The 25,540-nt window shown below is 51.3% G+C and carries 24 protein-coding genes; 10 read left to right on the top strand and 14 right to left on the bottom strand.

Features of this window, described 5'->3' with window-relative positions; genetic code table 11:
• Positions 1-72 precede the first annotated feature (72 nt).
• Positions 73-477 (bottom strand): YgiW/YdeI family stress tolerance OB fold protein, encoded by a 405-nt coding sequence (locus tag GBAG_RS02630; protein ID WP_034493270.1) that lies wholly within the window; start codon positions 475-477, stop codon positions 73-75.
• 229 nt (positions 478-706) lie between these two features.
• Here GBAG_RS02630 and qseB point away from each other — a divergent pair, with 229 nt between their 5' ends.
• The 6 genes from qseB (at position 707) to GBAG_RS02600 (ending at position 8,904) form a co-directional block, all read left to right on the top strand.
• A complete protein-coding gene (gene qseB, locus GBAG_RS02625) occupies positions 707-1,366 on the top strand; it encodes a quorum sensing response regulator transcription factor QseB (RefSeq protein WP_034493269.1) in 660 nt (219 codons plus the stop codon).
• A complete protein-coding gene (gene qseC / locus GBAG_RS02620) occupies positions 1,363-2,718 on the top strand; it encodes a quorum sensing histidine kinase QseC (RefSeq protein ID WP_210434934.1) in 1,356 nt (451 codons plus the stop codon). The genes qseB and qseC overlap by 4 nt, the downstream gene beginning before the upstream one ends.
• 121 nt (positions 2,719-2,839) lie before the next feature.
• Positions 2,840-3,421, top strand: a complete 582-nt coding sequence (locus GBAG_RS02615; protein ID WP_034493267.1) for an NAD(P)H-dependent oxidoreductase — start codon at positions 2,840-2,842, stop codon at positions 3,419-3,421.
• 30 nt (positions 3,422-3,451) lie between these two features.
• Positions 3,452-3,769, top strand: a complete 318-nt coding sequence (locus GBAG_RS02610) for a putative quinol monooxygenase (RefSeq protein ID WP_034493265.1) — start codon at positions 3,452-3,454, stop codon at positions 3,767-3,769.
• A gap of 123 nt (positions 3,770-3,892) precedes the next feature.
• The gene (locus GBAG_RS02605; protein WP_167333324.1) at positions 3,893-4,813 is read left to right on the top strand and encodes a LysR family transcriptional regulator; all 921 of its coding nucleotides are present in this window, start codon (positions 3,893-3,895) and stop codon (positions 4,811-4,813) included.
• A 284-nt stretch (positions 4,814-5,097) separates the two neighbouring features.
• A complete protein-coding gene (locus GBAG_RS02600; RefSeq protein WP_167333323.1) occupies positions 5,098-8,904 on the top strand; it encodes an autotransporter outer membrane beta-barrel domain-containing protein in 3,807 nt (1,268 codons plus the stop codon).
• Positions 8,905-8,944: 40 nt separating this feature from the next.
• Here the strand turns inward: GBAG_RS02600 and GBAG_RS02595 are convergent, their stop codons facing one another.
• From GBAG_RS02595 to nudF, 11 genes are all read right to left on the bottom strand, one after another.
• Positions 8,945-9,838 carry a dihydrodipicolinate synthase family protein gene (locus GBAG_RS02595; RefSeq protein WP_034493260.1) on the bottom strand — a complete coding sequence of 298 codons (894 nt, stop codon included), beginning with the start codon at positions 9,836-9,838 and terminating at the stop codon, positions 8,945-8,947.
• A 146-nt stretch (positions 9,839-9,984) separates the two neighbouring features.
• Positions 9,985-10,866 carry a MurR/RpiR family transcriptional regulator gene (locus GBAG_RS02590; protein ID WP_034493258.1) on the bottom strand — a complete coding sequence of 294 codons (882 nt, stop codon included), beginning with the start codon at positions 10,864-10,866 and terminating at the stop codon, positions 9,985-9,987.
• 158 nt (positions 10,867-11,024) lie between these two features.
• The gene (gene nanQ / locus GBAG_RS02585; protein WP_034493256.1) at positions 11,025-11,510 is read right to left on the bottom strand and encodes an N-acetylneuraminate anomerase; all 486 of its coding nucleotides are present in this window, start codon (positions 11,508-11,510) and stop codon (positions 11,025-11,027) included.
• Positions 11,511-11,521: 11 nt separating this feature from the next.
• Positions 11,522-13,003: a sodium:solute symporter family protein gene (locus tag GBAG_RS02580; RefSeq protein ID WP_034493253.1), complete on the bottom strand. Its 1,482-nt coding sequence runs from the start codon at positions 13,001-13,003 to the stop codon at positions 11,522-11,524.
• A gap of 67 nt (positions 13,004-13,070) precedes the next feature.
• On the bottom strand, positions 13,071-13,946 hold the full coding sequence (gene nanK / locus GBAG_RS02575; RefSeq protein ID WP_034493249.1) for an N-acetylmannosamine kinase: 876 nt from the start codon (positions 13,944-13,946) through the stop codon (positions 13,071-13,073).
• Positions 13,947-13,959: 13 nt separating this feature from the next.
• A complete protein-coding gene (locus GBAG_RS02570) occupies positions 13,960-14,640 on the bottom strand; it encodes an N-acetylmannosamine-6-phosphate 2-epimerase (protein WP_034493248.1) in 681 nt (226 codons plus the stop codon).
• Between the two features lie 185 nt (positions 14,641-14,825).
• Positions 14,826-16,721, bottom strand: coding sequence for a DNA topoisomerase IV subunit B (gene parE, locus GBAG_RS02565; RefSeq protein ID WP_034493246.1), 1,896 nt, complete (start codon positions 16,719-16,721; stop codon positions 14,826-14,828).
• A 44-nt stretch (positions 16,722-16,765) separates the two neighbouring features.
• Positions 16,766-17,341: an esterase YqiA gene (yqiA, locus tag GBAG_RS02560; RefSeq protein WP_034493243.1), complete on the bottom strand. Its 576-nt coding sequence runs from the start codon at positions 17,339-17,341 to the stop codon at positions 16,766-16,768.
• Positions 17,341-18,168, bottom strand: a complete 828-nt coding sequence (gene cpdA / locus GBAG_RS02555) for a 3',5'-cyclic-AMP phosphodiesterase (protein ID WP_034493240.1) — start codon at positions 18,166-18,168, stop codon at positions 17,341-17,343. Before cpdA ends, yqiA begins: the two co-directional genes overlap by 1 nt.
• A 25-nt stretch (positions 18,169-18,193) precedes the next feature.
• Complete coding sequence (locus GBAG_RS02550; protein ID WP_034493238.1) at positions 18,194-18,616, bottom strand: DUF1249 family protein; 423 nt, start codon at positions 18,614-18,616, stop codon at positions 18,194-18,196.
• A 2-nt stretch (positions 18,617-18,618) separates the two neighbouring features.
• Entirely contained in the window at positions 18,619-19,251 is a 633-nt protein-coding gene (nudF, locus tag GBAG_RS02545; RefSeq protein ID WP_034493236.1) for an ADP-ribose diphosphatase, read from the bottom strand.
• A gap of 206 nt (positions 19,252-19,457) precedes the next feature.
• Here nudF and tolC point away from each other — a divergent pair, with 206 nt between their 5' ends.
• The 3 genes from tolC to GBAG_RS02530 all read left to right on the top strand — a co-directional run bounded on the left by tolC (position 19,458) and on the right by GBAG_RS02530 (position 22,958).
• Entirely contained in the window at positions 19,458-20,957 is a 1,500-nt protein-coding gene (tolC, locus tag GBAG_RS02540) for an outer membrane channel protein TolC (RefSeq protein WP_072011132.1), read from the top strand.
• 159 nt (positions 20,958-21,116) lie between these two features.
• Positions 21,117-21,791 (top strand): DUF1190 family protein, encoded by a 675-nt coding sequence (locus GBAG_RS02535; protein WP_034493233.1) that lies wholly within the window; start codon positions 21,117-21,119, stop codon positions 21,789-21,791.
• 6 nt (positions 21,792-21,797) lie between these two features.
• Positions 21,798-22,958 (top strand): glutathionylspermidine synthase family protein, encoded by a 1,161-nt coding sequence (locus GBAG_RS02530; protein WP_034493231.1) that lies wholly within the window; start codon positions 21,798-21,800, stop codon positions 22,956-22,958.
• A 31-nt stretch (positions 22,959-22,989) separates the two neighbouring features.
• Here the strand turns inward: GBAG_RS02530 and ygiD are convergent, their stop codons facing one another.
• Positions 22,990-23,778: a 4,5-DOPA-extradiol-dioxygenase gene (ygiD, locus tag GBAG_RS02525; protein WP_034493229.1), complete on the bottom strand. Its 789-nt coding sequence runs from the start codon at positions 23,776-23,778 to the stop codon at positions 22,990-22,992.
• 199 nt (positions 23,779-23,977) lie between these two features.
• Here ygiD and zupT point away from each other — a divergent pair, with 199 nt between their 5' ends.
• Positions 23,978-24,745, top strand: coding sequence for a zinc transporter ZupT (gene zupT / locus GBAG_RS02520; protein ID WP_034493227.1), 768 nt, complete (start codon positions 23,978-23,980; stop codon positions 24,743-24,745).
• Between the two features lie 61 nt (positions 24,746-24,806).
• Here the strand turns inward: zupT and ribB are convergent, their stop codons facing one another.
• Positions 24,807-25,460, bottom strand: coding sequence for a 3,4-dihydroxy-2-butanone-4-phosphate synthase (ribB, locus tag GBAG_RS02515; RefSeq protein ID WP_034493224.1), 654 nt, complete (start codon positions 25,458-25,460; stop codon positions 24,807-24,809).
• Positions 25,461-25,540: the final 80 nt, after the last annotated feature.

The raw sequence follows: 25,540 nt of genomic DNA, 5'->3' as shown, positions 1-25,540 counted from the left end.
AGAGGAGTGCGTATCTTAGGTGAAGTGCCATGAGACAAAATGAGCCGCTAACAGCGGCTCATTTTGGGGAGGTTATTTAACTTTAGTAATTTGCTTCACGTCGATTTCAACCGAGTTCCAGTCTTTGTCGACTTCGCCCTGAATTTCAACGGTATCTTGCGGGGTAATGGTCTGGCCGTTCCAGCGTTTATGGTCGATATCTACGTTTACCGTACCGGATGCGTCACGGAAGATGTAATGATCGCCGCCGATGCGGGATTCAATCTTGCCGCGCATAGTCACCCAGGTATCGTCAGACAGTGATTTGGCCTTTTCTACCGTGGTGTTGCTGCCACTTGGGCCAACAAAGCCACCCGCAGATTGGGTCTGTGTTTGAGCGGCTGGCGCATTGGGATCCTGGAATCCACCTTGTTGCGCAGCGATAGCCGGTGCTGCGGTGATAGCGAGAATAGTCATAATAGCGGCTAATTTTTTCATCGTTAATGTTCCCTTTATGAATGAATATTTTAGTGCCCGGATGAATCAGCGTTCAGGGCGGTATGAGAGCTATTTAACCTGACAGATCTTAACGCGATCTTAATTCCTCCATCAAAAATCGCTTTTTTTTAGTAAATTGCGCACCGTGCCGAAGCATCGTATTTTTCCCCTGTACACTCCCACTCAAAAGTTATTAACTTCCCGCAAATGGGCAGTAAGGGAAAACACCATGCGCATATTACTGATTGAAGATGACAAGCTCATCGGCGACGGATTAAAAGCCGGGCTAACCAAGATGGGCTTTTGCGTAGACTGGTTTACCGACGGGCTGCAAGGTCAGTCTGCATTAAGCCTGGCCCCCTACGACGCCGTGATTCTGGACTTAAGCCTACCGGGAACCGACGGGCTGGATATCTTAAAATCCTGGCGTCGTAATGGTCGCACTGAACCGGTGCTTATTCTAACCGCCCGGGAAACACTGGAACAACGGGTTGAGGGTTTGCAGCTCGGAGCCGATGACTATTTGTGTAAACCTTTTGCGTTAATAGAAGTTGCCACCCGGCTTCAGGTTTTAATTCGCCGGAATCATGGGCAAGCGCAATCCGTTCTTCGTCATGCCGGAGTGGAACTCGATCCCATTAAATTGGCCGCCACCCGTGATGGCGAAACATTATTGTTAAAGCCTAAAGAGTTTGCCTTGCTGGAATTATTAATGCGCAACGCCGGGCGCGTATTACCGCGCACGATGATTGAAGAGAAACTTTATAGCTGGGATAACGAAGTTTCCAGAAACGCGCTGGAAGTGCATATCCACCATTTACGCCGCAAACTCGGCAGCGGTTTTATTCGCACGGTGCACGGCATCGGCTACACCCTGGGTGAAGAATGATAAAAGCCCTGACTCAAAGTTTACGGGCAAGATTAATTGCCGGATTTATTTTGCTGACGCTGATTGCATGGATTAGCGCGAGTATTGCCGCCTGGCAGCAAACCACTAAAAACCTCAATAAGCTGTTTGATACACAGCAGGTGCTGTTCGCTAAACGTCTGAGCGTTCTGGATCTCAACTCAGTACGGGGTGAACCGCAACTCCCGCGCACCAAAAGCATGATTTCGCACCATCGTGGTAAGCAAGATGATGACACGCTGGCGTTCGCCATTTATAGCGCTGACGGGAAACTGCTGCTCAATGATGGCGATAATGGTCGTAATCTCACTTATAGATACCAGCGTGACGGATTTACTGACGGCAAACTTGCGGGTGACGATGACATGTGGCGCATGGTCTGGGTCACGACACCCGACGGCAAATACCGCATCGTGGTCGGCCAGGAGTGGGAATACCGCGAAGACCTGGCGCGAGATATCGTTTTGTCCCAGCTCACACCGTGGCTTATTGCCTCCCCGATAATTCTGCTGTTGTTGGTCTGGCTGGTGAGCCGCGCCCTTTCCCCTCTGCACAAGCTGGCGCGCCAGTTACGCAGCCGTAAACCCGACGACGCAAGCGAACTGCCCACCGCAACGCTGCCGCAAGAAGTCCGTCCGATGGTGGTTGCCCTTAACCAGCTATTTACCCGTACCGGCGAGTTTATGCAGCGCGAGCGGCGTTTTACCTCGGATGCCGCCCATGAACTGCGCAGCCCTTTGGCAGCGCTGAAAGTGCAGGCCGAAGTCGCCCAACTTGCGCAAGATGACGCACCGATACGCGACCACGCATTGAATAATCTGAGTGATGGAATTGACCGCGCCACACGCCTTGTCGATCAATTGCTAACATTATCGCGCCTGGATTCGTTAGCCGGGCTGGATGACATCCAGGAAGTAGCTTTTCAGCCATTACTACAAAATGCGGTGATGGATGCGTATCACGAGGCATCACGCGAGGGCGTTGATCTCCGTCTTGATATCAAGGACGCCAGTGTGAAACGCCAGGGGCAACCGCTGCTGCTCAGTTTGATGGTCAGAAATGTGCTGGATAACGCCGTGCGTTACAGCCCGCGTGGTAGCGTCGTCACGGTCGTTTTGCAAAGCCACGAGATTATCATTACTGATAACGGTCCCGGCGTCAGCCCGGAGTTTTTAAACTCACTTGGGGAGCGATTCTTCCGCCCGCCAGGGCAGGAGAAAACTGGCAGCGGCTTGGGTTTATCCATCGTCCGCCGTATAGCGGCTTTGCACGGTATGCAGGCGCTGTTTCTGAATGCCTCCCATGGTGGATTCGAAGTTCGGATTCGCTGGTAAAAATGCCTGAGAGACTCGGATTATTGCGTTTTAAGCAAAAGTCTTTGCCCGTTTTTAGCATTTAACCGTGATAGCGATCACGGTAGACTTCGCGCCAGACGCAATTATTCGAGGACTAACTATGAGCAACATTCTGATTATCAACGGCGCGAAAAAATTCGCCCACTCTAACGGCCAACTTAACGACACCCTGACCGACGTCGCGGAAAGCTTTTTGCGCGACCTCGGGCATGATGTTCAGGTCACTCGTACCGACAGCGAGTACGACGTAAAAGAAGAAGTGGCAAAATATCTGTGGGCCGACACCGTGATTTACCAGATGCCAGGTTGGTGGATGGGCGCGCCGTGGACCATGAAAAAATACATTGATGACGTGTTCACCGAAGGCCACGGTTCACTGTATGCCAGCGATGGGCGTACCCGTTCCGACGCTGAGAAAAAATACGGTTCTGGCGGTCTGATTCAGGGCAAAACCTATATGCTTTCCCTGACCTGGAATGCTCCGCTGCAAGCCTTTGAAGACAAAGAGCAGTTCTTCCATGGCGTCGGCGTTGATGGTGTTTATCTGTCATTCCACAAAGCTAACCAATTCCTGGGTATGGAAGGTTTGCCGACCTTTATCGCCAATGACGTAATGAAAGTACCTGATGTTCCGCGTTTTATCGCAGAATACCGCGAGCATCTGGGCCGAGTTTTTGCTTAACTGTCTTATGTCGACAACAAGGAGTTGAACATGATTACTGTTATAGCTGAAATTCGTACTCGCCCGGGCGTTCACCATCGCCAGGCGGTTTTGGATGCATTCGCAAAAATTATTCCAACCGTGCTCGAAGAAGAAGGCTGCTTTGGTTATGCGCCTCTCATCGACCATAACGCTCAGGTTGCGTTCCAGACTACCGCACCCGATTCCGTGTTTATGCTGGAAAAATGGGAAACCGTTGCTCACCTGGAAGCGCACCTGCAAACCAGTCATATGAAGAACCACAGCGTAGCTGTAAAAGACGATGTGCTGGATGTTCATATCCATATTCTGGAAGACGCCATTAAGTAATTCAGAATCATGATCCGGCGGGTTGGCGATGCTTCCCCGCCCGGTTCTTCTGATTCCCGGCTTCCCCCTATTTCACAAACGCTGCTAAGCTACTCTTTATTCAGTGCGCGCGGTGTGAAGGGTATGAAAACAACCACGGTTTCCGATAAAGTTCTTAAACTTGCCAGTTTTAATCTCAATTTACTGACTACCTTCTGTTTAATCTATTCCACGCGCAGCATTACAGAAGTCTCGGAGATTCTGGATGTTACCCCGCCATCTATAAGTCATTCACTACGCAAACTTCGTCTGCATTTTGAAGATCCTTTATTTATTCGCCACGGCAATACTATTTCCCCGACGGTATTTGCTGACGACCTATACACACAACTTAAACACCCCCTTGAAATAATGAGTGATTCGGTGGGCCGAAGTAAACAGACGAATAATCGGGAAACGTTGGTTATCTATTCCCCATTTTCAGTCGCAGTGCATAGTTTATCGTCCACCATATTAAAAATTAAATCTGAGAATCTTAATTATAAAATCAAATATATAGAAACGAATCTCGGCATTCCAGATGCTTTAGAATTACTTAATTTACGCAAAGCCGATATTGTTTTCTCCGCAGCTCCTGTTATCAGTGCCACATTAAAATGCGTGTTGCTCCGTGAATTACGCCCGATACTGGTATGCCGAAAAGATAATCCCTTCCAGAAAACCTCAGTCAGTATCGAAGAGTTACAATCGCTCGATTTAGTCAGCCATTTAACGGCCGATCAGGTGATTTATCAGAAAAAACAATCACTGATGGCAATGCTAAACAAAACGCATGTCTCTTTTGAAACGAATTCATTAATGATGCTGATGACGCTGCTGTCGGAAACAGACTGCGTGGGTTTTATCACTGAGGAAGGGTTTGATCGCTACCAGCAAGTTTTCGGGTTGCGGAAGCTTGACCTGCAATTTCCTGTACAGCAGGTGAACGTGTATCTGACCTATCGAAAAGAGATGGAACAAAAATCCAGTTTCATGTTATTTCTCAACAGCATTCTTGGTAACTAAACACACGTACAATAAAACTAAATCCGCATTTAACGTTGAGTAATAGGCTGCTCAAATTTCGCCTGTATGCTTATCGAACGCACAAGGCAGTTAAATAATATTACACTGTATTTATATTCCTGCTCCGTCACTCAGTTATTTATTTTACCACCACTCCCTGACGAATTAACTGCCTCTGCGATAATATTCACAATCTGAGGCAAGTTATGAAAATCATTAAAATACCCCATCCCCATATTCATTATAACCATCATAAAATAATACTGAAAACATCCGCTGGAATAGTGGCAGGCGTTCTGAGTTTTGGTTGTGCCGATGCGAGTACGGAAAGACTGGTAACGAGCGTAGGTTCCGTAGGGATTTCCGTTCGTGGTTCGTACTTTGATGAAACAATAAAAATGAGTGCCGCCAATACGTCGGGAATAAAAATCGCAGATAGTGAAACCGTTACCCTAACCCGTGGGGTGATAAAAAATAATGCGACGGCTGCCGCAGGGGCAAAAGGCCAGACCGGGGTATTTATCTTAGGCAATAGCAGAGTGGATCTTGTTGATTCCATGATCACTCTCGAACCACTGACGGCGGCGAGCGCCATTGTCACTGCCAGTGATATGACTGGCGTGCTCGTTGAGAATGGAAAGCTGAGTCTCGAAAACAGTCGCGTCACGATAGGCGGCGGTACGAAGGGAATCAACAACCGTGGGATTGTTGTAACGGGCGACTATTCCCTGGCAGCGCTTAATCGCTCAAGCGTAAAGACATCTTCTTCCAGCAGCGTAGGTATTTCCGCGAAACAAGGCGGCAAAGTCGATTTGAAAGAGACGTCTGTTGAAACCTCGGGTAACTACAGTCATGTCCTACTGGCAAGCGACGACAACTCGTCTATTCACGGCGAGGGCTTGCAACTTACCACGTCAGCCATTGGCGCCAGTGCTATCAGAGCAGAAAATAAAGGTGAGATCTCCCTAAAAAACAGCCAGATAACAAGCTCTGGCGCAGCCACCAGCAGCACCACAACCGCCGCACTTCATGCCTTGTCTGGGGCGAGCATAACCGGAACGGGGCTAACGATGTCCGTGACCGGTACGAATCAGGGAGGAAGCCGCGCCGAAGGCAATAACAGCGCAATTTCCCTCGCTAACAGCACGGTCTTCGTCAGCGGCGCGGGGAACGCAGCGCACTCAAGTTCAGCCGCTCGAGCAATTTCAGGAGCGTCTGTTTCCGTAAGCCATTCCACCATGACCACCACCGGGAGCCAAAGCCACGGCGTCTCCGTGGAAGGCGCTGACTCCCACGCGCAAATCGGCAATACAACAATTGAAACGCGTGGCGCACGCAGCTCAAGTGTGAATATCAATGACGGTGCCAGCGCTGAGATTATCAGCAGCAAAATGACTACTACCGCAGCCCCCGGCATAAGCGGGCCATGGTCGCCGGGGATCCTGCTTCAGGGTGCCGGTTCTTCGCTAATTCTGAAAGACAGCGAAATTATTACTACGGAAAACCCTGCCAGCGGTATCAGTGCCATCAACAACAGCCAGCTTGAAGTGAACACCTCCAGAATTACCACTTCCGGCAATTACGGCACCGGGATTGGTGTTGCCAACAGCACGGCGGTCATTACCAACAGCCATATCAATACTTCCGGCAACGATAATGCGATGGGGATTGTTGCGAACATCGGCGCCACCGTGAGCGTAACGGGAGGAAGTGTCACCACCACCGGGAATGGCTCACCAGTTTCGTCCAATCTCACTTTTCCACACGCAGTCGCCTCTCGCAGTGCAGGCGCGATGCTGACAGTGGATGGAACCACACTGGTGACGAAAGGTTCTCAGGCCTACGGTGCTACCGCCGATGACGGTGGCAGTCTCATTCTGAAGAATTTGTCGGTGAAAACGTTGGGTGATAACTCAGTAGGTTTATATGCCGGCATTGGCGCGGCAAAACCGGGCGATGTGAATCTTTCAGCGACGAATGTTTCTGTTGAGACACTGGGAGATAATGCGACCGGTGCGTTTGTTGGCCGAAAATATAAATCTGAAACCGCGCAGATGGCGCTTAATAACGTGGCGTTGGCGACTCATGGCGATAATTCACGCGGCCTGTGGGCTGAAGCCGGAGCCGAGCTGACGGCTAAAAACACCGTTGTTTCCACCGATGGTGAGTTGTCACACGGCATTCTGGCGAGCAATGGCGGGCAGGTTCTGGCGGATAATGTGGTGGCTACAACGCACGGCGATGGTGCGGCGGCGCTGGCTGTTCAGGGTTCTCAGGCCTGGCGCGGGCTGGCAAATTTAACCAACGCGACGCTGACAAGCGAGCATGGCCACGGTATCCAAACCACGGGTTATGCCGATATCGAGTTAAAGAACAGCCGGGTGACGGGCGAAAGCCAGTGGTTGCAGGCAAACAACGGCGTCGGTAATTTGCCTGGCAAAGCCCACATCAACCTGTCCGGGAGCATTGCAACCGGGGCGGCGCTAACAGCAGCCAATGCGTATTCCGAAGTGGCGTTAAACAACACCAGTTTGTGGTTTTTAACCGGCAATTCAGTGCTCAGTACGCTCAACAATAATCAAAGCCTGATCAATTTCAGTACCCCCGAAAACCACCAGTACAAAACGCTGACGGTGAATAACTATCACGGCGATAACGGGACGATTGCGCTAAATACCCATCTGCATGATGACAATTCCCCCTCCGACCAACTGGTGATTAATGGCGGTCATGCCGATGGCGCAACCAACCTTAAAATCACCAACACCGATGGCAGCGGCGCACTGACGCGCGGCAACGGGATTAAAGTGGTCGATGCGATTAGCGGGGCGACCACCGACCCGCAAGCATTCAGCCTGCTCAACAAAGTGAAGGCCGGGCCGTATGAATACTCGTTGTACCGTTCCAGCGTCGATGACAGCAATGAAGAAGCCTGGTATCTGCGTTCGAACAAACAGCCGGAAAGAGTCGTTGAAGACCTGGCTCCCCCTGCGCCACCACCCGCAAAACCCGATCCCGACCCAACGCCTGGTGAGAAGCCCGTTGAAAAGCCTCCGGTGGATAATGTAAAACCGTCCGCACCTGCCGAACCACCGGCTGCTATACCGAATTACCGGGCGGAGACTTCGCTGTATCAGGACATTCCTCAGCTCGCGCTGCTCTATGGCCGGATGCTGGTTGATAGCCTGCACGAACGCACCGGGGAGCAGTTCGCCAGCCCGGAAAAAATCACGCAGGCGACTGAATCGCCGCATATGAGCTGGGGAAGGTTTATCTACAAACAGGGCAAGTCTGATTTTGACGGGCCACAGTCACGCTTTTCGCTCAATGCCATTCAGCTTGGCATTGATTTGTATCGCGAAAGCAAAGATGACGGCAGTTCAAATTTTGCCGGGGTGCTGGGAAACATCGGCAAAATAAACAGTAAGGTCACACATACCGACGGCGAGAATGCCGGGCGCAATACCCTGAAATCATGGGGCGTTGGCGGCTACTGGACGCACTTTACACCTGCGGGAAGTTATCTCGATGTGGTCGCTCAGTACAACCGCTTCTATGTGGAGTCCAGCCCGACCGATCTTAGCCCGATGAAAACCAAAGGTTACGGGTTAAGCGCCTCTGCTGAGACGGGTTATCCGTGGCAGCCTGACGAAGACGTTCAGCGTTTTATTGAGCCGCAGGCGCAGCTGATTTACTCGACGGTGAAACTGGATAACACCCGCGACCGGGCGTCGGGAGTGAAGTTTGATCGGGCCGACTCACTCACCGGACGGGTCAGCGTGCGCCTTCACCAAACCTGGAATCACGAGGATTCGCAAAACAACAAGGCGGATAAAACCCGCACCACTGCCTGGATTCGCCCCGGCATTTTGCATGAATTTAAAGGCGAGTCTAAAACCGAGTTTTCTTCGCAGGACGGTTACATTCCCTTCACTACCAATAGTGGCGGCACATGGGGGCAGTTGAATGCAGGCGTGGACCATCAACTAAATCAGTCAGTGTCACTTACCGGATCGTTGAACGTTGAGAAGTCGTTTGAAGGTAGTAGCGTGAATTACGGCGGGATTGCGGGGATAAAAATTAAGTTCTGACCAAAACGGAAGGCTCTATGGATATAGAGCCTTCTATCCATTACATCAGGAAGTCAGCTTTGCGGAATGCCTGCAATGCGTCTTGTTTTTGTTGCTCAGTCATCGGGCGAAGCGGACGACGCGGATCGCCAACATCAATACCATGAAGTTTCATCGCCACTTTACCCGCAGCCACGCCACCGTACTGAACCAGCACACGAATGATGGCGATGACTTTATCCATGCACGCCGCCACGTCTTGTTGATCGCCGCGATTAAAGCTATCGATCAGGCGGTGATATAACGGCGCTGCGTAGTTGTAGGTGCTGCCCACCGCGCCCACGGCTCCACACGCCAGGCCCGCGGGTAAAAACTCATCGACACCAAATGGGATATCAAACTGACCGTTGTTCACGCGTACGCAGCGCTGATATTCGTACATGTCGCTGGAGTTGAATTTCATTCCGGTCAGGTTGGGAATGCGGTCTGCGGCCACGAGCAAGAATTGCTCCATATCGAGATTCACACCCGACATACCGGAATGATAATAGTAAAAGCCTTTAGACGGTGCGGCAGCGGCGTTGATGCGACAGTATTCCACCAGGTCGTCAATGTTGCCGGGTTTGAAGAAGCATGGGCCAATCACCGAAGTGGCAAAGATATCCAGAGTTTCAGCGTGGCGGCTCAGTTCGAGGGAATCGGCGATACTCAGTGCGCCAGTGTGCAGGGTGATACTCAGTTTGCCGTCGCTGGCACTCACCCAACGTTCGGCAATTTTTTTACGTTCCTCAACCGAGCAATGGATGCCTTCGCCGGTGGTCCCGCAGACATAAGCCCCTTTCACCCCCTGCTGAATCAGATGTGCGGCAATCTGGTCAATAACCGGATAATTGACACTTCCATCAGCGGTAAATGGGGTATGTGGCGCGGCGATTAAGCCCGTTAACTTTTCCATGCAAGCCTCTCTGGAGTTTTACTTCTAATGATTTTTGATAATGAAGTTTAACTCTATATTAAGGCGACAAATGGAGTGATGCAACCATCACCACGGCCGGGAAAGGCTAAATACGTTGAACTGTGATCAATGCCGCTAATACGGCATTATTTTGCGATATTCAGTGCGTCCATAGTGCGCAATTTGCTTTCGCGAGCCTGCTCCGGGGCGGCCTGAACCAACAAGGTATAGAGTAAATCGAGCACAAAGAGCTGCGCCGTTTTGGTGCCAATCGAGTCACCTTGCAGCATTCCCTGGCGGTTGCCGTTAATCAGACTAAAGTCTGCGACATCAATTAATGGAGAGCCAAGATTATGGGTCAGCGCGACCGTGGTGGCTCCCGCCTCTCTGGCGAGTTTGAGCGCGTGGACAGTTTCTGGAGAAGTCCCGGTGTGGCTTATCGCAATCGCGACATCACCGGCTTTTAATAATGTGGCCTGCATATACATGAAGTGGTTATTAGTGACGGCATCGACCCGTAATCCAATGCGCATCAGCTTATGTTTCATGTCTTCTGCGGTGATCCCCGAAGAACCGACGCCGAAGATATATACCGAGTTGCTGGTACGTAGCGCGTTAACGACCTGAATAACCTGGTTCATATCCAGCAGGTTAAGGGTTTCAGATAACACATTGTTTATCGTGCTTTGCAGTTTTAAACCGATGGTATGCGCATCATCAGACTCACTGATTTCGCCATCCAGCAACGGGCTGTTGTTGTCCGGTTCCGTCGTGGCAAGTTCAATGGCCAGGTCCATTTTAAAATCCTGGAACCCCTTATAACCCAGGGTGCGGCAAAAGCGGATGACGGTGGCCTCGCCCGCCTGCGTTTCACGCGAAAGCTCGGCGATAGAAAGCTGAGTGACCTGCTGCGGAGAAGTCAGAATGAACTGCGCGATACGCTGGGAAACGCGCGTCAGGCTATTTTGCATCGCCCCTAATGTGTCGAGGATTTTTCCAGGTTTAAGGCGTAGCGCTTGAGGCTCCATAAATTTCCTGCTCTGTAGGGCGAAAGGTGGCAAAAAGCCTGCAATATCGAATGGGTCAAAGCGTAGCAAGTCTGTGGCGGTAAAAAAAGCGCGATGTCAGCATAGGGGGTATGCCGCATCGCGCCGTCAAAGAAAAACAGGTTTGTTAACTCATTTTATTATGACGTAAAACTTTCGCTCCCTAAGCAACGGTAGCTCACCTTAATCACGACTTTGCTTATCGCTTGTGCCGTTTCGCTGATACAACCCGGCTTGTGTGGCTCGCCCGGCAGAAATATGGCGAACATTCCCGGCTGCAAGTGCAATGTCTGACGCGGCGAAACCGCATCACACAGCAGGTAATCATCGTCTTCATGGTAAATATCGGGCGAGATTGCTGCGCCGAGCGGGCCAAAATCAACCCGTTCCTGGCCGTTGAGTAACACCTGAATATCAAGATATTCGCGATGCTGCTCGTAACGCTTACTCTCCGGTTCGGCTGTCTCAAATGTCATGACATTCATAAAAATATCGTCGCCGTCTATCTCATGACGCCCGGCACTGAGCGTTTCCGGACGCAGTGCCAGCGCCTGTTTGATGATGGCCAGCAGTTGAGGAGCAATCCCGCTCTGCGCGCTGAGTTCTGTCACTTTCCCTAAAATCATGGTTTCACCTTTTACTCACGTGATTCATCAAGCGTCAGTGGCGGCGCTGAAGCAAATAATGGCGCGAAAATAACGCCGCTGATAACTACACTCAGCGAGCCAATCACACCGTAGAAGAAGAAGTTCAGGTCAGTGGCATAGCGCGCGGCTAACACCGCCACAATACTCACCACAATACCGAGTGCCGCACTACCGGCATTGGCACGCTTGCAGAAAATACCCAGCATAAACAGGCCTGTCATTGGGCCGCCCATCAGGCCAATCAGGCTGTTAAACGCATCCCAGATTTCTGATTCATCCGCCATCACCAGCCAGACAGTCGCAGCGCTGCTGAGTATTCCCGCAATCAGGATGACCAGCTTGGCCATGCGCATGCTGTTTTCCGGCGTTCTTTTCTGACGGCTCAGTCGCTGGTAAATATCAGAGTTAAAGCAACTGGAGATACTGTTCAGGCTGCTCGAAATGCTGGACTGCGCGGCGGCAAAAATCGCAGCGATAATCAGACCAGCAATACCCGGTGGCATTTCTGTCACGACGAACAGCGGTAAGATGCCGCCAATGTTAAAGCCCGCCGGTAACAACGTTGGATTTTGCTGGTAGTAAACAAACAGTGCCGAACCAATCGCGAAGAAGAATATAGGAACAACAGCGACCAGTTTGGCGTTGGTGAGCAGCGTCTTTTTGGTTTCTTCAATGGAGTCGGTAACGATATAACGCTGAACCACATCCTGACTGGCGGTAAATTGCTGAATATTGGCAAACAGGAAACCAATCATCAGCACAGGCACTGTGCTTTCAGTCCAGCTCCAGCGGAACTGTGAGGCGGGGAAGAATTTATCGGCATGCTGAGTGACCGTGAAGATTTCACCGACGCCGCCCTGCACTTTGAAGCAAATCACCACGAAAATGAGAACGGCACTGCCTGAGAGCAATAGCCCCTGAATCACATCCGTCCAGATAACGCCTTCGATACCGCCCATCCAGGTATAAATAATGCACATCACGCTAATCAAGAGCACCAGAACGACCGGATCAATGCCGATAAACGGGCGCAGGGCCAGCACGGTTAAGAAGGTAATAATGGCGATGCGGCCAATGTGAAACAGCATAAATGAGACGCTGGCAAACAAGCGGCTGCGCACATCAAAGCGGGCTTCCAGATATTCGTAAGCGGAAGTGACTTTTAACTTACGGAAGAAGGGAATGTAGAAGTAAAACACCAGAGGCAAAATCGCTATCGCCAGATATTGGCCGAGGATAAACGTCCAGTCCGACGTAAAAGCTTTGGCTGGGATCGACATAAACGTAATCGAACTTAGTGTAGTGGCAAACACGCTGACACCCGCAGCCCAGCCGGGGATGCGGCCACCGCCACGGAAATAATCATCTGCCGTTTTCTGGCGCTTTGAGAAGTAAACACCGACTAGCATCATAGCCAGTAAATAGCCGAAAAGAACAAGGTAGTTAAAGATGCCGAAAGAGTGAGTCATGATGGCACTTTCCTGCTTATGGTTATTGTAGGGATGAGGTATCTATCTGAATTTATTAATTTATAAATCTTCAGATGACGAGATGTTCTGACCAGAGTGCGGCCCCCATTAACCCTGCATCGTGTTGATAATGCGCGGAGTAAACGGGAACCTGAAATGCCTGCGGAAGTTGTGCGAGCTGATGTTCAACCTGCTGGCGATAACCCTTCGCCAGACCCACACTTCCGCCGAGCACGATACATTCGGTGTCGAGTAGCGCTTTAATATTGGCGATTAACTGGCAGATGGCCTGCGCCGAGCGCGCGACTCGCTGTTGTGCCTGTAAGTTGCCCGATAGAGCCTGAGCAAAAATTTCGCGGGCATTTTTACCCTCGAGTTCTTGAGTGGCTCCCGCCGCGATGGCACGCCCGGAAGCAATAGCTTCAACACAACCCACGCGCCCGCATCCACAACGTGGGCCATTCGGATCGGCCTGAATGTGGCCGATATGACCTGCAAAGGCATGTGGACCGATTAATAACTCGCCATTGATGACGATGCCGCCACCGACTCCTGTAGAAACGGTGATAAACGTGACGTGTTTGAATTGTGCCGACAAATGACAATATTCAGCCCACGCGGCGGCTTGGGCATCGTTGAGCACAACGCACGGCAGGCCGGTATATTTTTCTACAATGGCCTGCAATGGGAAATGGTTCAGCCCGCCAAGGTTATCTGGGTTCAGCGCAGTGAGAATGCCCTTATCAATGATACCGGTTGATGCCACCGCCACACGCTGCGCTTTCCCTTGATAAGCCTCAACTAATTGCGCTAATGCCTGCTCCAGCGCTTGTGGTTCCGCGTTCGCAGGCGTTGGGATTTCCATGTGCTGCGATATTTCCAGAGCTGAATTAATGATTGCCGCAGCCAGTTTGGTGCCGCCGATATCAATGGCAAGTGTGTTCATTGTTTTCTCCGGTTTAGCGCTTAACGGCATCACTGAACCAATGGCAAATATGTTCAATACGCGTGATGGCAGAACCGACGGTCACAGCCCATGCACCGTGGTCAATAGCCTGGGCGGCCAGTTCGGGGGAGTTGTAGCGTCCTTCTGCAATCACGCGGCAGCCTGCGTTGCTCAGTTCAGACACCATCACCAAATCGGGTTCGTGTGGCGTCACCGCGCTGGTGTAGCCAGACATGGTAGTACCAATGATTTCAACGCCTTGATGCTGGCAATTCAGCCCCTCTTCAACCGTTGAGCTATCTGCCATCGCGAGTAAACCGTGGTGGTGAATACGCGCAATGAGTTCGTCGATAGCCACCGGGCGCGGGCGGAAAGTGGCATCAAACGCAATAATATCCGCCCCCGCTTTCGCTAGAGCATCCACATCCTGCAAGAAAGGCGTGATACGTACAGCAGAGTCCTCCAGGTCGCGTTTGATAATGCCGATGATGGGAACAGCAATCAGCGGGCGCACCGCATTGAGATTTTCGATGCCTTCAATGCGAACGGCGACGGCACCTGCATTCACCGCAGCCTGCGCCATTGCAGCCACAATTTCAGGGCGGTCCATCGGACTGCCTGGAACTGGCTGGCAAGAGACAATAAGTCCGCCACATTCACGCACGCTGTTATCTAATTTTGCTAGTAGTGACATTCTGCTCCGCCTTTCACATCAAAATGAAGTTTAACTCCAAAAAAGAATAACGGATGGAGTATTACTATTTCAAGCGACAATCAGGAAAAATGTGAAGGGAGTCATAACGCGGGGGAGAAAGAACTTCAGGCAAAAAAAAGGATCAACGCTTTGCAGCCGTTGATCCTGATTTCCGAGAGCGATGATTAAACTTCAATATCCGCCATATCGCCTTTATCTTGCAGCCAATTGCGACGATCTTCGGAACGCTTTTTCGCCAACAGCATATCCATGATGGCCATGGTTTTGTCGTTGTCTTCATCATCAATGGTGAGCTGCACCAGGCGACGAGTGTTTGGATCGAGCGTGGTTTCACGTAATTGCAGCGGGTTCATTTCGCCCAGCCCTTTAAAGCGCTGCACGTTTGGCTTCCCTTTTTTACGTTTAAGTTGCTCGAGCACGCCCGCTTTTTCTTCTTCGTCCAGAGCGTAATAAACTTCTTTGCCCAGATCGATACGGTACAAAGGCGGCATCGCAACATAAACGTGTCCACCGCGAACCAGCGATCGGAAGTGGCGCACGAACAGGGCACACAACAGAGTGGCGATGTGCAAACCATCGGAGTCCGCATCCGCAAGGATACAGACTTTGCCGTAGCGCAATTGGCTCAGATCTTCGCTGTCAGGATCGATACCGATCGCCACAGAAATATCGTGTACTTCTTGCGAGGCCAGAACTTCGTCGGAAGAAACTTCCCACGTATTCAGGATCTTACCTTTGAGCGGCATGATCGCCTGATATTCACGGTCGCGGGCCTGTTTCGCGGAACCGCCTGCGGAATCCCCTTCCACGAGGAACAGTTCAGTACGGCTCAAATCTTGCGCCGAGCAATCGGCCAGTTTGCCAGGCAGTGCCGGGCCGCTGGTCAGTTTTTTACGCACCACTTTTTTGGCGGCACGCATGCGGCGCTGGGCGCTGGAAATCGCCAGTTCTGCGAGTTGTTCCGCAATCTGGATATTCTGGTTCAGCCACAGGCTGAAGGCATCTTTGACAACGCCAGAAACGAACGCAGCACACTGGCGCGATGACAGACGCTCTTTGGTTTGCCCGGCAAACTGCGGATCCTGCATTTTCACGGAGAGCACGTAGGCACAGCGTTCCCAGATATCTTCCGCTGAGAGTTTGACGCCACGCGGCAAAATATTGCGGTATTCGCAAAACTCGCGCATCGCATCAAGCAGGCCCTGGCGCAAACCATTGACGTGTGTGCCGCCCTGCATGGTGGGGATCAGGTTGACGTAGCTTTCCGTCAACAGCTCGCCACCTTCTGGCAGCCATAACAGCGCCCAGTCTACTTGCTCAACGTCACCAGCAAAGTTGCCGACAAATGGCTTTTCCGGAAGCGTAGGCAGGCCGTTTACCGCTTCGCACAGATAGTCTTGCAGACCATCCTGATAACACCAGCGTTGCTCGGTGTTGTTCACTTTGTCGGTAAAGGTGATTTCCACACCCGGGCAAAGCACCGCTTTGGCTTTGAGCAGATGGCTTAAACGGGAAACTGAGAAACGTGGGCTGTCGAAGAACGAAGCGTCTGGCCAGAAGTGAACACTAGTACCGGTGTTGCGTTTACCGCAAGTGCCGATGACCGCCAGTTCTTGTACTTTGTCGCCGTTTTCAAACGCGATGCTGTAAACCTGCGCGTCGCGGCGCACGGTGACTTCAACACGTTTGGACAAGGCGTTAACCACAGAGATGCCGACGCCGTGCAAGCCGCCAGAGAACTGATAGTTTTTGTTGGAGAATTTACCGCCCGCATGCAGGCGACAAAGAATAAGCTCGACCGCCGGAACGCCCTCTTCCGGGTGGATATCAACCGGCATACCGCGCCCGTCATCAATGACTTCTAATGACTGATCGGCATGGAGAATAACATCAACACGCTTCGCATGGCCTGCCAGCGCTTCATCCACGCTGTTATCAATGACTTCCTGGCCCAAATGGTTTGGACGGGTGGTGTCGGTGTACATCCCGGGACGGCGGCGAACAGGCTCAAGCCCGGTGAGTACCTCAATGGCATCGGCGTTATAACTGGATTGCGTCATGGTTTATTCGTTCAGATTGCGAAACAAGAATCCGACATCAGGCCTCAGTGCAGGCCAAGGAAGTCGACTATCTGTGTGAAATAATCTTCGAAGCCTACAAAGGCGTGATTGCCACCGGATTCTACCGTCTGGCGACAGGGGGTGTAGTATGCCACCGCCTGGCGATAATCAAGCACTTCGTCACCCGTTTGTTGCAATAACCAGATGAGATCTGGCGCTTCTAACGGGTCCACTTGCATGACTTTAAGATCGTAAATATGGCGTGACTCTAGCACATATTGCTGCCCGGTGTAGGGGTTCTCGTTGGTGCCGAGATAATCGACCAGCAATTCAAAAGGCCGTACTGCCGGGTTGACCACAACCGCTGGCAGCATGAAACATTGCGACAGCCAGGTGGCGTAATAGCCCCCCAAAGAGGAACCGACAACGCCCAGCGGCTCACCGCCGTGTTCCAGCACTAACGACTCCAGCAGTTCTGCTGCATCGGCAGGATACGGCGGGAGTTCCGGTATCACCATGTTGATATGCGGGTGATGGTGCGCAAGCCACGCTTTAAAGCTGGTGGCTTTGGCTGAACGCGGCGAACTGTTGAAGCCGTGGAGATAAAGTAGCGTAGACATCAATACCCTTCTGAAGCGGTATCAGGGTTAAATACCGCTCCTTTCAGGCGGCAAACCTCAGTAGTCACCTCACCGTTTGGATGAAGTTCAAGCCAGCGCCAACCTGGCTCAATGGTGTCGAGGGTGAAGTTCGCGCAATGCGGCTTAAACTGGACGCATGTAGACGGCGTTGCCAGCATCCGGCGGCCATTCCAGTCGAGATCTAACTCCTGGTGAATGTGACCACACACCAACGTTTTCACTTTCGGGAATTTCTGCAGCACGTTATCCAACTCTGCGGCGTTACGCAGGCTGTGTTGATCCAGCCAGCTACAGCCTGCCGGAACCGGGTGGTGATGCAAAAGTAAGAGGGTATGCCGCTCAGGCGATCCGGCGAGCTTACGCTCCAGCCAGTCGAGCTGATAATCGCTCAGTTCACCATGCGGAACCCCAAAGACCTGGCTGTCGAGCATCAGAATCTGCCAGTTATCCCCGAGGAAAACCTGTTTCGCAGGTGAAATTCCCGCTTCCAGCAACGAGCTGAACATCGCGGGTTGGAAATCATGATTGCCCGGCAACCAAACACAGGGCGCAGGAATCTCCGCAATGCCTTCAACAAAATGTTGGTAGGCTTCCGCGCTGTGATCCTGGGCTAAATCCCCAGTGGCAACAATAAGATCATAATGACGCTGCTCGGCGAGGATGGCGTCAATTACCGCCTGATAGCTCATCCAGGTATTGATACCAAGCAGCGTTTCGTCCTTTCCAGAGAACAGGTGGGTATCTGTAATTTGCAAGATCCTGATCTGGCCCCCACCGGCCACAGGAAGATTTAACAGGCTTTCCAAATGGTGTCCTTAGGTTTCACCCTCACTAACAAACCGGAACCGCCATCGCTCCATGCGCTAAACAATACCGCAGCCAATCGGCCAGAAACTGGTTAATTTGATGCTTTTCGTCGCGTTGATGCAACTTTTTATTAGGATAATCATAACGTGCTTTGAAACGAAAGATCTGCTGACTTGAACACACTTCCGCGACCATAGCGTCATGATAAAGCCTGACGGACATTGACGGCAGGCTCCAGTAGCTTATCGCCGGGACGGTTTGTTCAATTTGCACAAGCGTTGTGTAACGAGTCGACTCAAGAATGGTGAGCCGATACTGGGCGCTACTGACCTGATAAGTGACCTTTTCTCCCACCTCGTCAAGACGAGGAAGCAGGCGTCGAAGTTGCGCAAAATTGGTTTCGCACAGGCGCATCATTTCAGGGAAGTCAGGTGTGTAGCGCTTCATGTTTATTTCTTCCACTCTTCTCTTAATTTCTTATGATGCAATTGCAGCCAAAGCAGTGCGATGACTGAAGCCGCGTTGTCGATTTTCCCTTCTTCTACTAACTGATAAGCCTGTTCCCGGCTCACGACATGAACCCGAATATCTTCGTTTTCATCTGCCAGACCATGTATGCCCGTAGCGGTTGTCGAATCGACTTCCCCAACGAGAATAGATAAACGTTCGCTGGTGCCGCCCGGGCTTGCCAGGTAGTTAATAACCGGTTTTGTACGACCAACAGACAGCCCGGCTTCTTCTACGGCCTCACGGCGCGCAACGTCTTCGACGCTTTCACCTTCTTCAATCATTCCGGCCACCAGCTCCAGTAACCATGGGCTTTCGCTGGTGTCATACGCTGCAATCCGAATCTGTTGTATCAATACAACTTCGTCTCGCACAGGGTCATAGGGTAGCAGCACTGCGGCATGACCGCGTTCTAAAATTTCACGTCGGACTTCACCACTCATTTCGCCATTAAACAAGCGATGGCGGAATCGATAAAGATCCAACGAAAAAAAACCGCTATAAAGCGTTTCCCGTGCAATAATTTCAACATCGTTTTTCCCTAACGTGACAAGTTGAGGGTTTTGCTCAGTCATAGTAATTTCCTGATTTTTTATGGTCACGAGTGCGTAATTTCAAGCCAGTTTGACTGCCGTTTCATTTGCTATGTGGTAGATTGATGAAAATTAAGGGCAGATGGCACATTACGCCAAGCAGCCCAGCTGGCAGACTCTGCTAGAATCGGCGATCATTTTCGGCTCTTGTCAGCGCTAACAAACAATATTCTGCTTCACAACAAGGAATGCAAATGAAGAAACTGCTCCCAATTCTTATCGGTCTGAGCCTAACGGGTTTCAGTGCCATGAGCCAGGCAGAAAACCTGATGCAGGTTTATCAGCAGGCACGTGTAAGCAACCCGGACCTACGTAAATCCGCTGCTGACCGTGATGCCGCATTCGAAAAAATTAACGAAGCACGCAGCCCATTACTGCCGCAGCTCGGCCTTGGTGCCGATTATGAATACACCAATGGTTTCAATGATTCGAATGGCATCGACTCCAGCCAAACCAGTGGCTCTTTGCAGTTGACGCAAACCATTTTTGATATGTCGAAATGGCGTGCGCTGACCCTACAAGAAAAATCTGCCGGTATTCAAGACGTCACTTATCAGACCGATCAACAAACGCTGATTCTGAATACTGCGACGGCCTATTTTAATGTGCTGAGCGCCATTGATGCACTGTCCTTCACTGAAGCGCAGAAGCAGGCTATTTACCGCCAGTTAGACCAAACGACTCAACGCTTTAACGTTGGCCTGGTTGCTATTACCGACGTGCAGAACGCCCGTGCGCAATACGATAGCGTATTAGCAGACGAAGTGACTGCGCGTAACAACCTGGATAACTCAGTAGAAACGCTGCGCCAGGTGACGGGTAACTACTATCCGTCTCTGGCTTCGCTCAATGTTGATGGCTTCAAAACCAATAAGCCTGATGCGGTGAATAATCTGCTGAAAGAAGCAGAAAAGCGTAACCTGGCCTTGCTGCAAGCTCGTCTGTCTCAAGACTTAGCTCGCGAGCAAATCCGCTACGCAGAAACCGGCCATATGCCAACCGTGGGTTTAACCGCTTCTACAGGCGTATCTGATACCACTTATAGTGGTTCTAAAACCACCACTAGCAGCCAGGCATATAACGACAGCAACATTGGCCAGAATAAAATCGGCCTGAACTTCTCGCTGCCACTGTATAGCGGCGGTTCGGTGACTTCCCAGGTGAAACAAGCGCAATACAACTTTGTTGGTGCGAGTGAGCAACTGGAAAGCGCACACCGTAGCGTGGTGCAAACGGTTCGTTCTTCGTTTAACAACGTGAACGCGTCTATCAGTACTATCAACGCTTACAAACAAGCGGTTGTCTCTGCACAAAGTTCTTTAGATGCCTCTGAAGCAGGCTATTCCGTGGGTACACGTACCATCGTTGATGTGTTGGATGCGACCACTACGCTGTATAACGCAAAACAGCAGCTCTCCAGCGCTCGTTATAACTACCTGATCAACCAGCTGAACATTAAGGCCGCATTGGGTACGCTTAACGAACAGGACCTTGTTGCGTTGAACGGAACGCTGGGTAAACCAGTGCCAACAACAGCTGAAAGTGTTGCTCCAGAAACACCAGACCAGAATGCGCGCGCTGATGGTTATACTGCTGACACAGCAGCGACCACTGAGACTGCGACGCCTGCAAAAGCGACTCCAGCTTCAGCAACAAGCAAAAAATCAGCTAACCCATTCGCTAACTGATCATAGTTCTCGGGGGCATGACAACATGCCCCCATCACAACTTACGCACTCGAACGTAAGGCAAAGTAAAGATCTCCCTCCAAACGGCCGTCATCGCTTTAATTTCAACCATTCATCCCCTATTCTAAGCACCATAACCACTGGGCTCAGGACAGAATAATGAAACGGACAAAAATCATAAATCACGCATCGTTCCGCAAAAGCTGGAACGCACGCCATTTGACGCCGGTCGCACTGGCAGTTACCGCAGTGTTTATGCTTGCCGGTTGCGAACAAAATGACGAAACAGTCTCCATGTATCAAAATGCGGATGACTGCTCACAAGCCAATCCAGGCAAAAGTGCCGAATGTACAACCGCGTTTAATAACGCAGTGAAAGAAGCAGAACGTACTGCTCCTAAATATGCATCGCGCGAAGAATGTATCGCTGAGTTTGGCGAAGGCCAATGTCAGCAGGCTCCAGCTCAAGCGAGCATGGCGGGTGAGCAAGCTCAGGCACAGCCGCAGCAAAGCGGCAGTTTCTGGATGCCGTTAATGGCAGGTTACATGATGGGTCGCCTGATGGGCGGCGGTGCAGGCTTTGCACAGCAACCTCTGTTCACCTCCAAAAACCCGGCAAGTCCGGCTTACGGCAAATATGCTGATGCCAGCGGCAAGAGCTATGGTGCAGCAACGCCAGGCCGCACCGCGACCGTCCCTAAAACAGCGATGGCACCAAAACCTGCGACCACCAGCACAGTGACTCGTGGCGGTTTTGGTGACTCCGTAGCGAAACAATCGACGATGCAACGCAGCAGCAGCGCAACAGGTTCTTCTCGCTCCATGGGTGGCTAAGAAATTATGGAAAGAATTGCGATTACTGAGCGCCCGGACTGGCGCGAGAAAGCCACAGAATACGGTTTCAACTTCCACACCATGTATGGCGAGCCGTACTGGTGTGAAGACGCTTATTACCAGCTGACGCTTCCACAGGTTGAACGCCTGGAAGAAGTAACTGCTGAACTGCATCAAATGTGTCTGAAGGTTGTCGAAAAAGTCGTGAGTAGTGATGAGCTGCTGGCTAAATTCCGCATCCCTAAACACACCTGGGAGTTTGTGCGCCAGTCATGGCGTACCCAGCAGCCATCACTTTACTCGCGTCTTGATATCGCGTGGGATGGCGTGGGCGAACCTAAACTTCTGGAAAATAACGCCGATACGCCAACCTCTTTGTATGAAGCGGCATTCTTCCAGTGGATCTGGCTTGAAGATCAGGTTCAGGCTGGGAATCTCCCGGCGGGAAGCGATCAGTTCAACAGCCTGCAAGAAAAGCTGATCGAGCGTTTTGCTGAGTTAAAACAACAGCACGGCTTTAATCTGGTGCATTTTGCCTGCTGCCAGGACACCGTAGAAGATCGCGGCACCGTCCAGTATTTGCAAGACTGCGCAGCCGAAGCAGAAGTGGCGAGCGAATTCGTCTACATGGAAGACATCGGTTTAGGCGAGAAAGGCCAGTTCACGGATTTGCAGGATCAGGTTATCAGTAACCTGTTCAAGCTCTATCCGTGGGAATTCATGCTGCGTGAGATGTTCTCCACCAAACTCGAAGATGCTGGTGTTCGCTGGCTGGAACCTGCCTGGAAGAGCATTATCTCCAACAAAGCATTACTGCCAATGCTGTGGGAAATGTTCCCGGACCATCCCAACTTGCTGCCTGCTTATTTCGCCGAAGATAACTATCCGCAGATGGATAAGTATGTCGTGAAGCCTATCTTCTCTCGCGAAGGTGCAAATGTGAAGATCATCGAAAACGGCGAAGAAATTGCCCGTGTCGATGGCCCATACGGCGAAGAAGGCATGATCGTCCAGCAGTTCTATCAGTTGCCTAAATTCGGCGATAGTTATGTGCTGATCGGAAGCTGGCTCATCAACGATCAACCGGCGGGGATCGGCATTCGTGAAGATCGAGAATTAATCACTCAGGATCTATCACGTTTCTATCCGCATGTGTTTGTAGAGTAATAAGTTAAAGGCGCGAAATTCGCGCCTTTAACTACCCTATCTGAACTGAAAGCATACTTAACGATCCCATCTCAATACCGTCTGTCGGCAGCGTAATCGGCTCTTTGCCATCCCACGCCCCCAGGACATACAACAACGGCAAGTAGTGATCGGCTGTTGGGTTTGATAACGAGCCGCCTTCATGCTGGAGATAGTTCACCAACGGGTGTTCAGCGACTGGCCCAAGCCATGTGAGATTATCTTTCACGTACTGGTTAAACGACTCAGCCCAGGGATACGGCGTATTTTCACCGTGCCAGCGTGCAGTGCGCAGGTTATGAACCACGTTGCCACTGGCAATCAGCATAATGCCCTGATCGCGCAGCGTCGCCAGCTTGCGGCCTATTTCAAAATGCCATGCGGCTGGTTTCGTGCTGTCGATACTGAGCTGCACCATGGGAATATCAGCATTCGGGTACATTTTTATCAGCACGCCCCAGGAGCCATGGTCAAATCCCCAGGCTTCTTTATCCTGCATGACCGGAACAGGAGCCAGTAAGTCGACTAACTGCTGGGCAAGCTCAGGCGAACCGGGTGCCGGATAATGAGTATCGTAGAGAGCCTGCGGGAAACCACCGAAATCATGGATGGTTTTTGGCGTTTCCATTGCCGTAACACCCGTGCCTTTAGTGAACCAGTGCGCAGATACCACCACAATTGCTTTCGGGCGCGGTAAGGTCTCTCCCAAATGGCGCCATGCCTGGGTATATTGGTTATCTTCCAGCACGTTCATTGGGCTACCATGTCCGAGGAACAGCGCAGGCATTCGTTGAGTTGTCATGGTGGTGTCCTTTAATCAGGTCATTCAGTTTATGAAAACTACAGTACGCGTTTTTGCGTTATGAAGAACTCAGATAAGCATGATGAAGATCTTCAGGAAATTTGAATGTAAGCGATGTGTAAAGCTTCTCAACTGGCTCTCGATTTTTATCACGTCGCCCATTAATATGAATGAGAATCATTATCAAAAGGAGTGATAAATGTCAGTACCCTTGATCCTGACCCTATTAGCCGGGGGAGCCACTTTCATAGGCGCTTTTCTTGGCGTGCTTGGCCAGAAGCCATCAAACCGTGTGCTGGCATTTTCCCTCGGTTTTGCAGCCGGCATAATGCTGCTTATCTCGCTGATGGAGATGCTGCCTGCCGCGCTTCACACCGAAGGAATGTCGCCTGTGTTGGGCTACGGTATGTTCATGGTGGGCCTGTTGGGCTATTTCGCCCTTGACCGTGCCCTGCCCCATGCACATCCGCAAGATTTAATGGACAGCAAACCGCAGCCTCGCAATTTGCGTCGCACGGCGCTGTTGCTGACACTCGGCATTAGTTTGCATAACTTCCCGGAAGGCGTTGCAACTTTCGTGACGGCCAGCAGCAATCTGGAATTAGGAATGGGGATAGCACTTGCCGTAGCGTTGCATAACATTCCTGAAGGTTTAGCCGTTGCAGGCCCGGTTTACGCGGCTACCGGCTCGAAACGAAAAGCTATTTTTTGGGCGGGGATTTCAGGACTTGCCGAAATCCTGGGTGGTGTGCTGGCCTGGTTGATTTTAGGCCCGATGGTTTCGCCGGTTCTTATGGCTGCCATTATGGCCGCCGTGGCAGGTATTATGGTTGCGCTGTCGGTGGATGAACTGATGCCGCTTGCCAAAGAAATAGACCCGCACAACAACCCGAGTTATGGCGTGCTTTGCGGTATGGCAGTGATGGGGTTTAGCCTGACGTTATTGCAAACCAATGGGATTGGTTGAAAAAAAGCCCGGTGTAGAAACCGGGCTTTTTGCTTTTTAGCTTAACTTTCTTAGATAAATGTTAGCTGGCTTTGCGTTCATGAGCCTGACGGTATTCCACCAGGTCTTCAATCGTCACCACAGCCATGTTGTGCTCACGGGCAAAGGTGATGCACTCAGGTGCACGCGCCATAGTGCCGTCGTCGTTGGTCAGTTCGCACAGCACACCGGCAGGTTTGAAGCCAGCAAGCGTCACTAAATCGATAGTCGCTTCAGTGTGGCCACCGCGAGTTAACACGCCACCAGGCTGAGCACGCAGCGGGAATACGTGTCCCGGGCGGTTCAGGTCGCTTGGTTTTGCGCCATCAGCAATGGCGGCACGAACAGTGGTAATACGGTCTGCGGCAGAAACACCGGTAGTCACACCGGTTGCAGCTTCGATAGTCACAGTAAACCCGGTGCCATAGGCACTGGTGTTGTTCTCAACCATCATTGGCAATTCGAGTTGTTTACGGCGTTCTTCAGTCAGGCACAGGCAAACAATACCGCTACCGTGGCGAATGGTCAGAGCCATTTGCTCAACGGTCATGGTTTCCGCAGGGAAAATCATGTCACCTTCGTTCTCGCGATCTTCATCGTCAAGAACCATAACCCCGCGGCCTTCACGTAGTGCTTCAAGAGCGTGTTCTACGCGCTGTGTAGGGGTGCCAAATGCAGAAAGGAGCGTCTGATTCATGGTAAAAAAACCTCATTAAAATTATGGTTACCAGAATCAGGGCAGTCTTAGGAGCTATAAAAATAACGTGAGCAGGCTTA

It is taken from the genome of Buttiauxella agrestis ATCC 33320, assembly GCF_000735355.1.
Classification (GTDB): domain Bacteria; phylum Pseudomonadota; class Gammaproteobacteria; order Enterobacterales; family Enterobacteriaceae; genus Buttiauxella; species Buttiauxella agrestis.
Note: the sequence above shows the minus strand (reverse complement) of the source record. Positions and strands in the feature narration are given on the sequence as shown.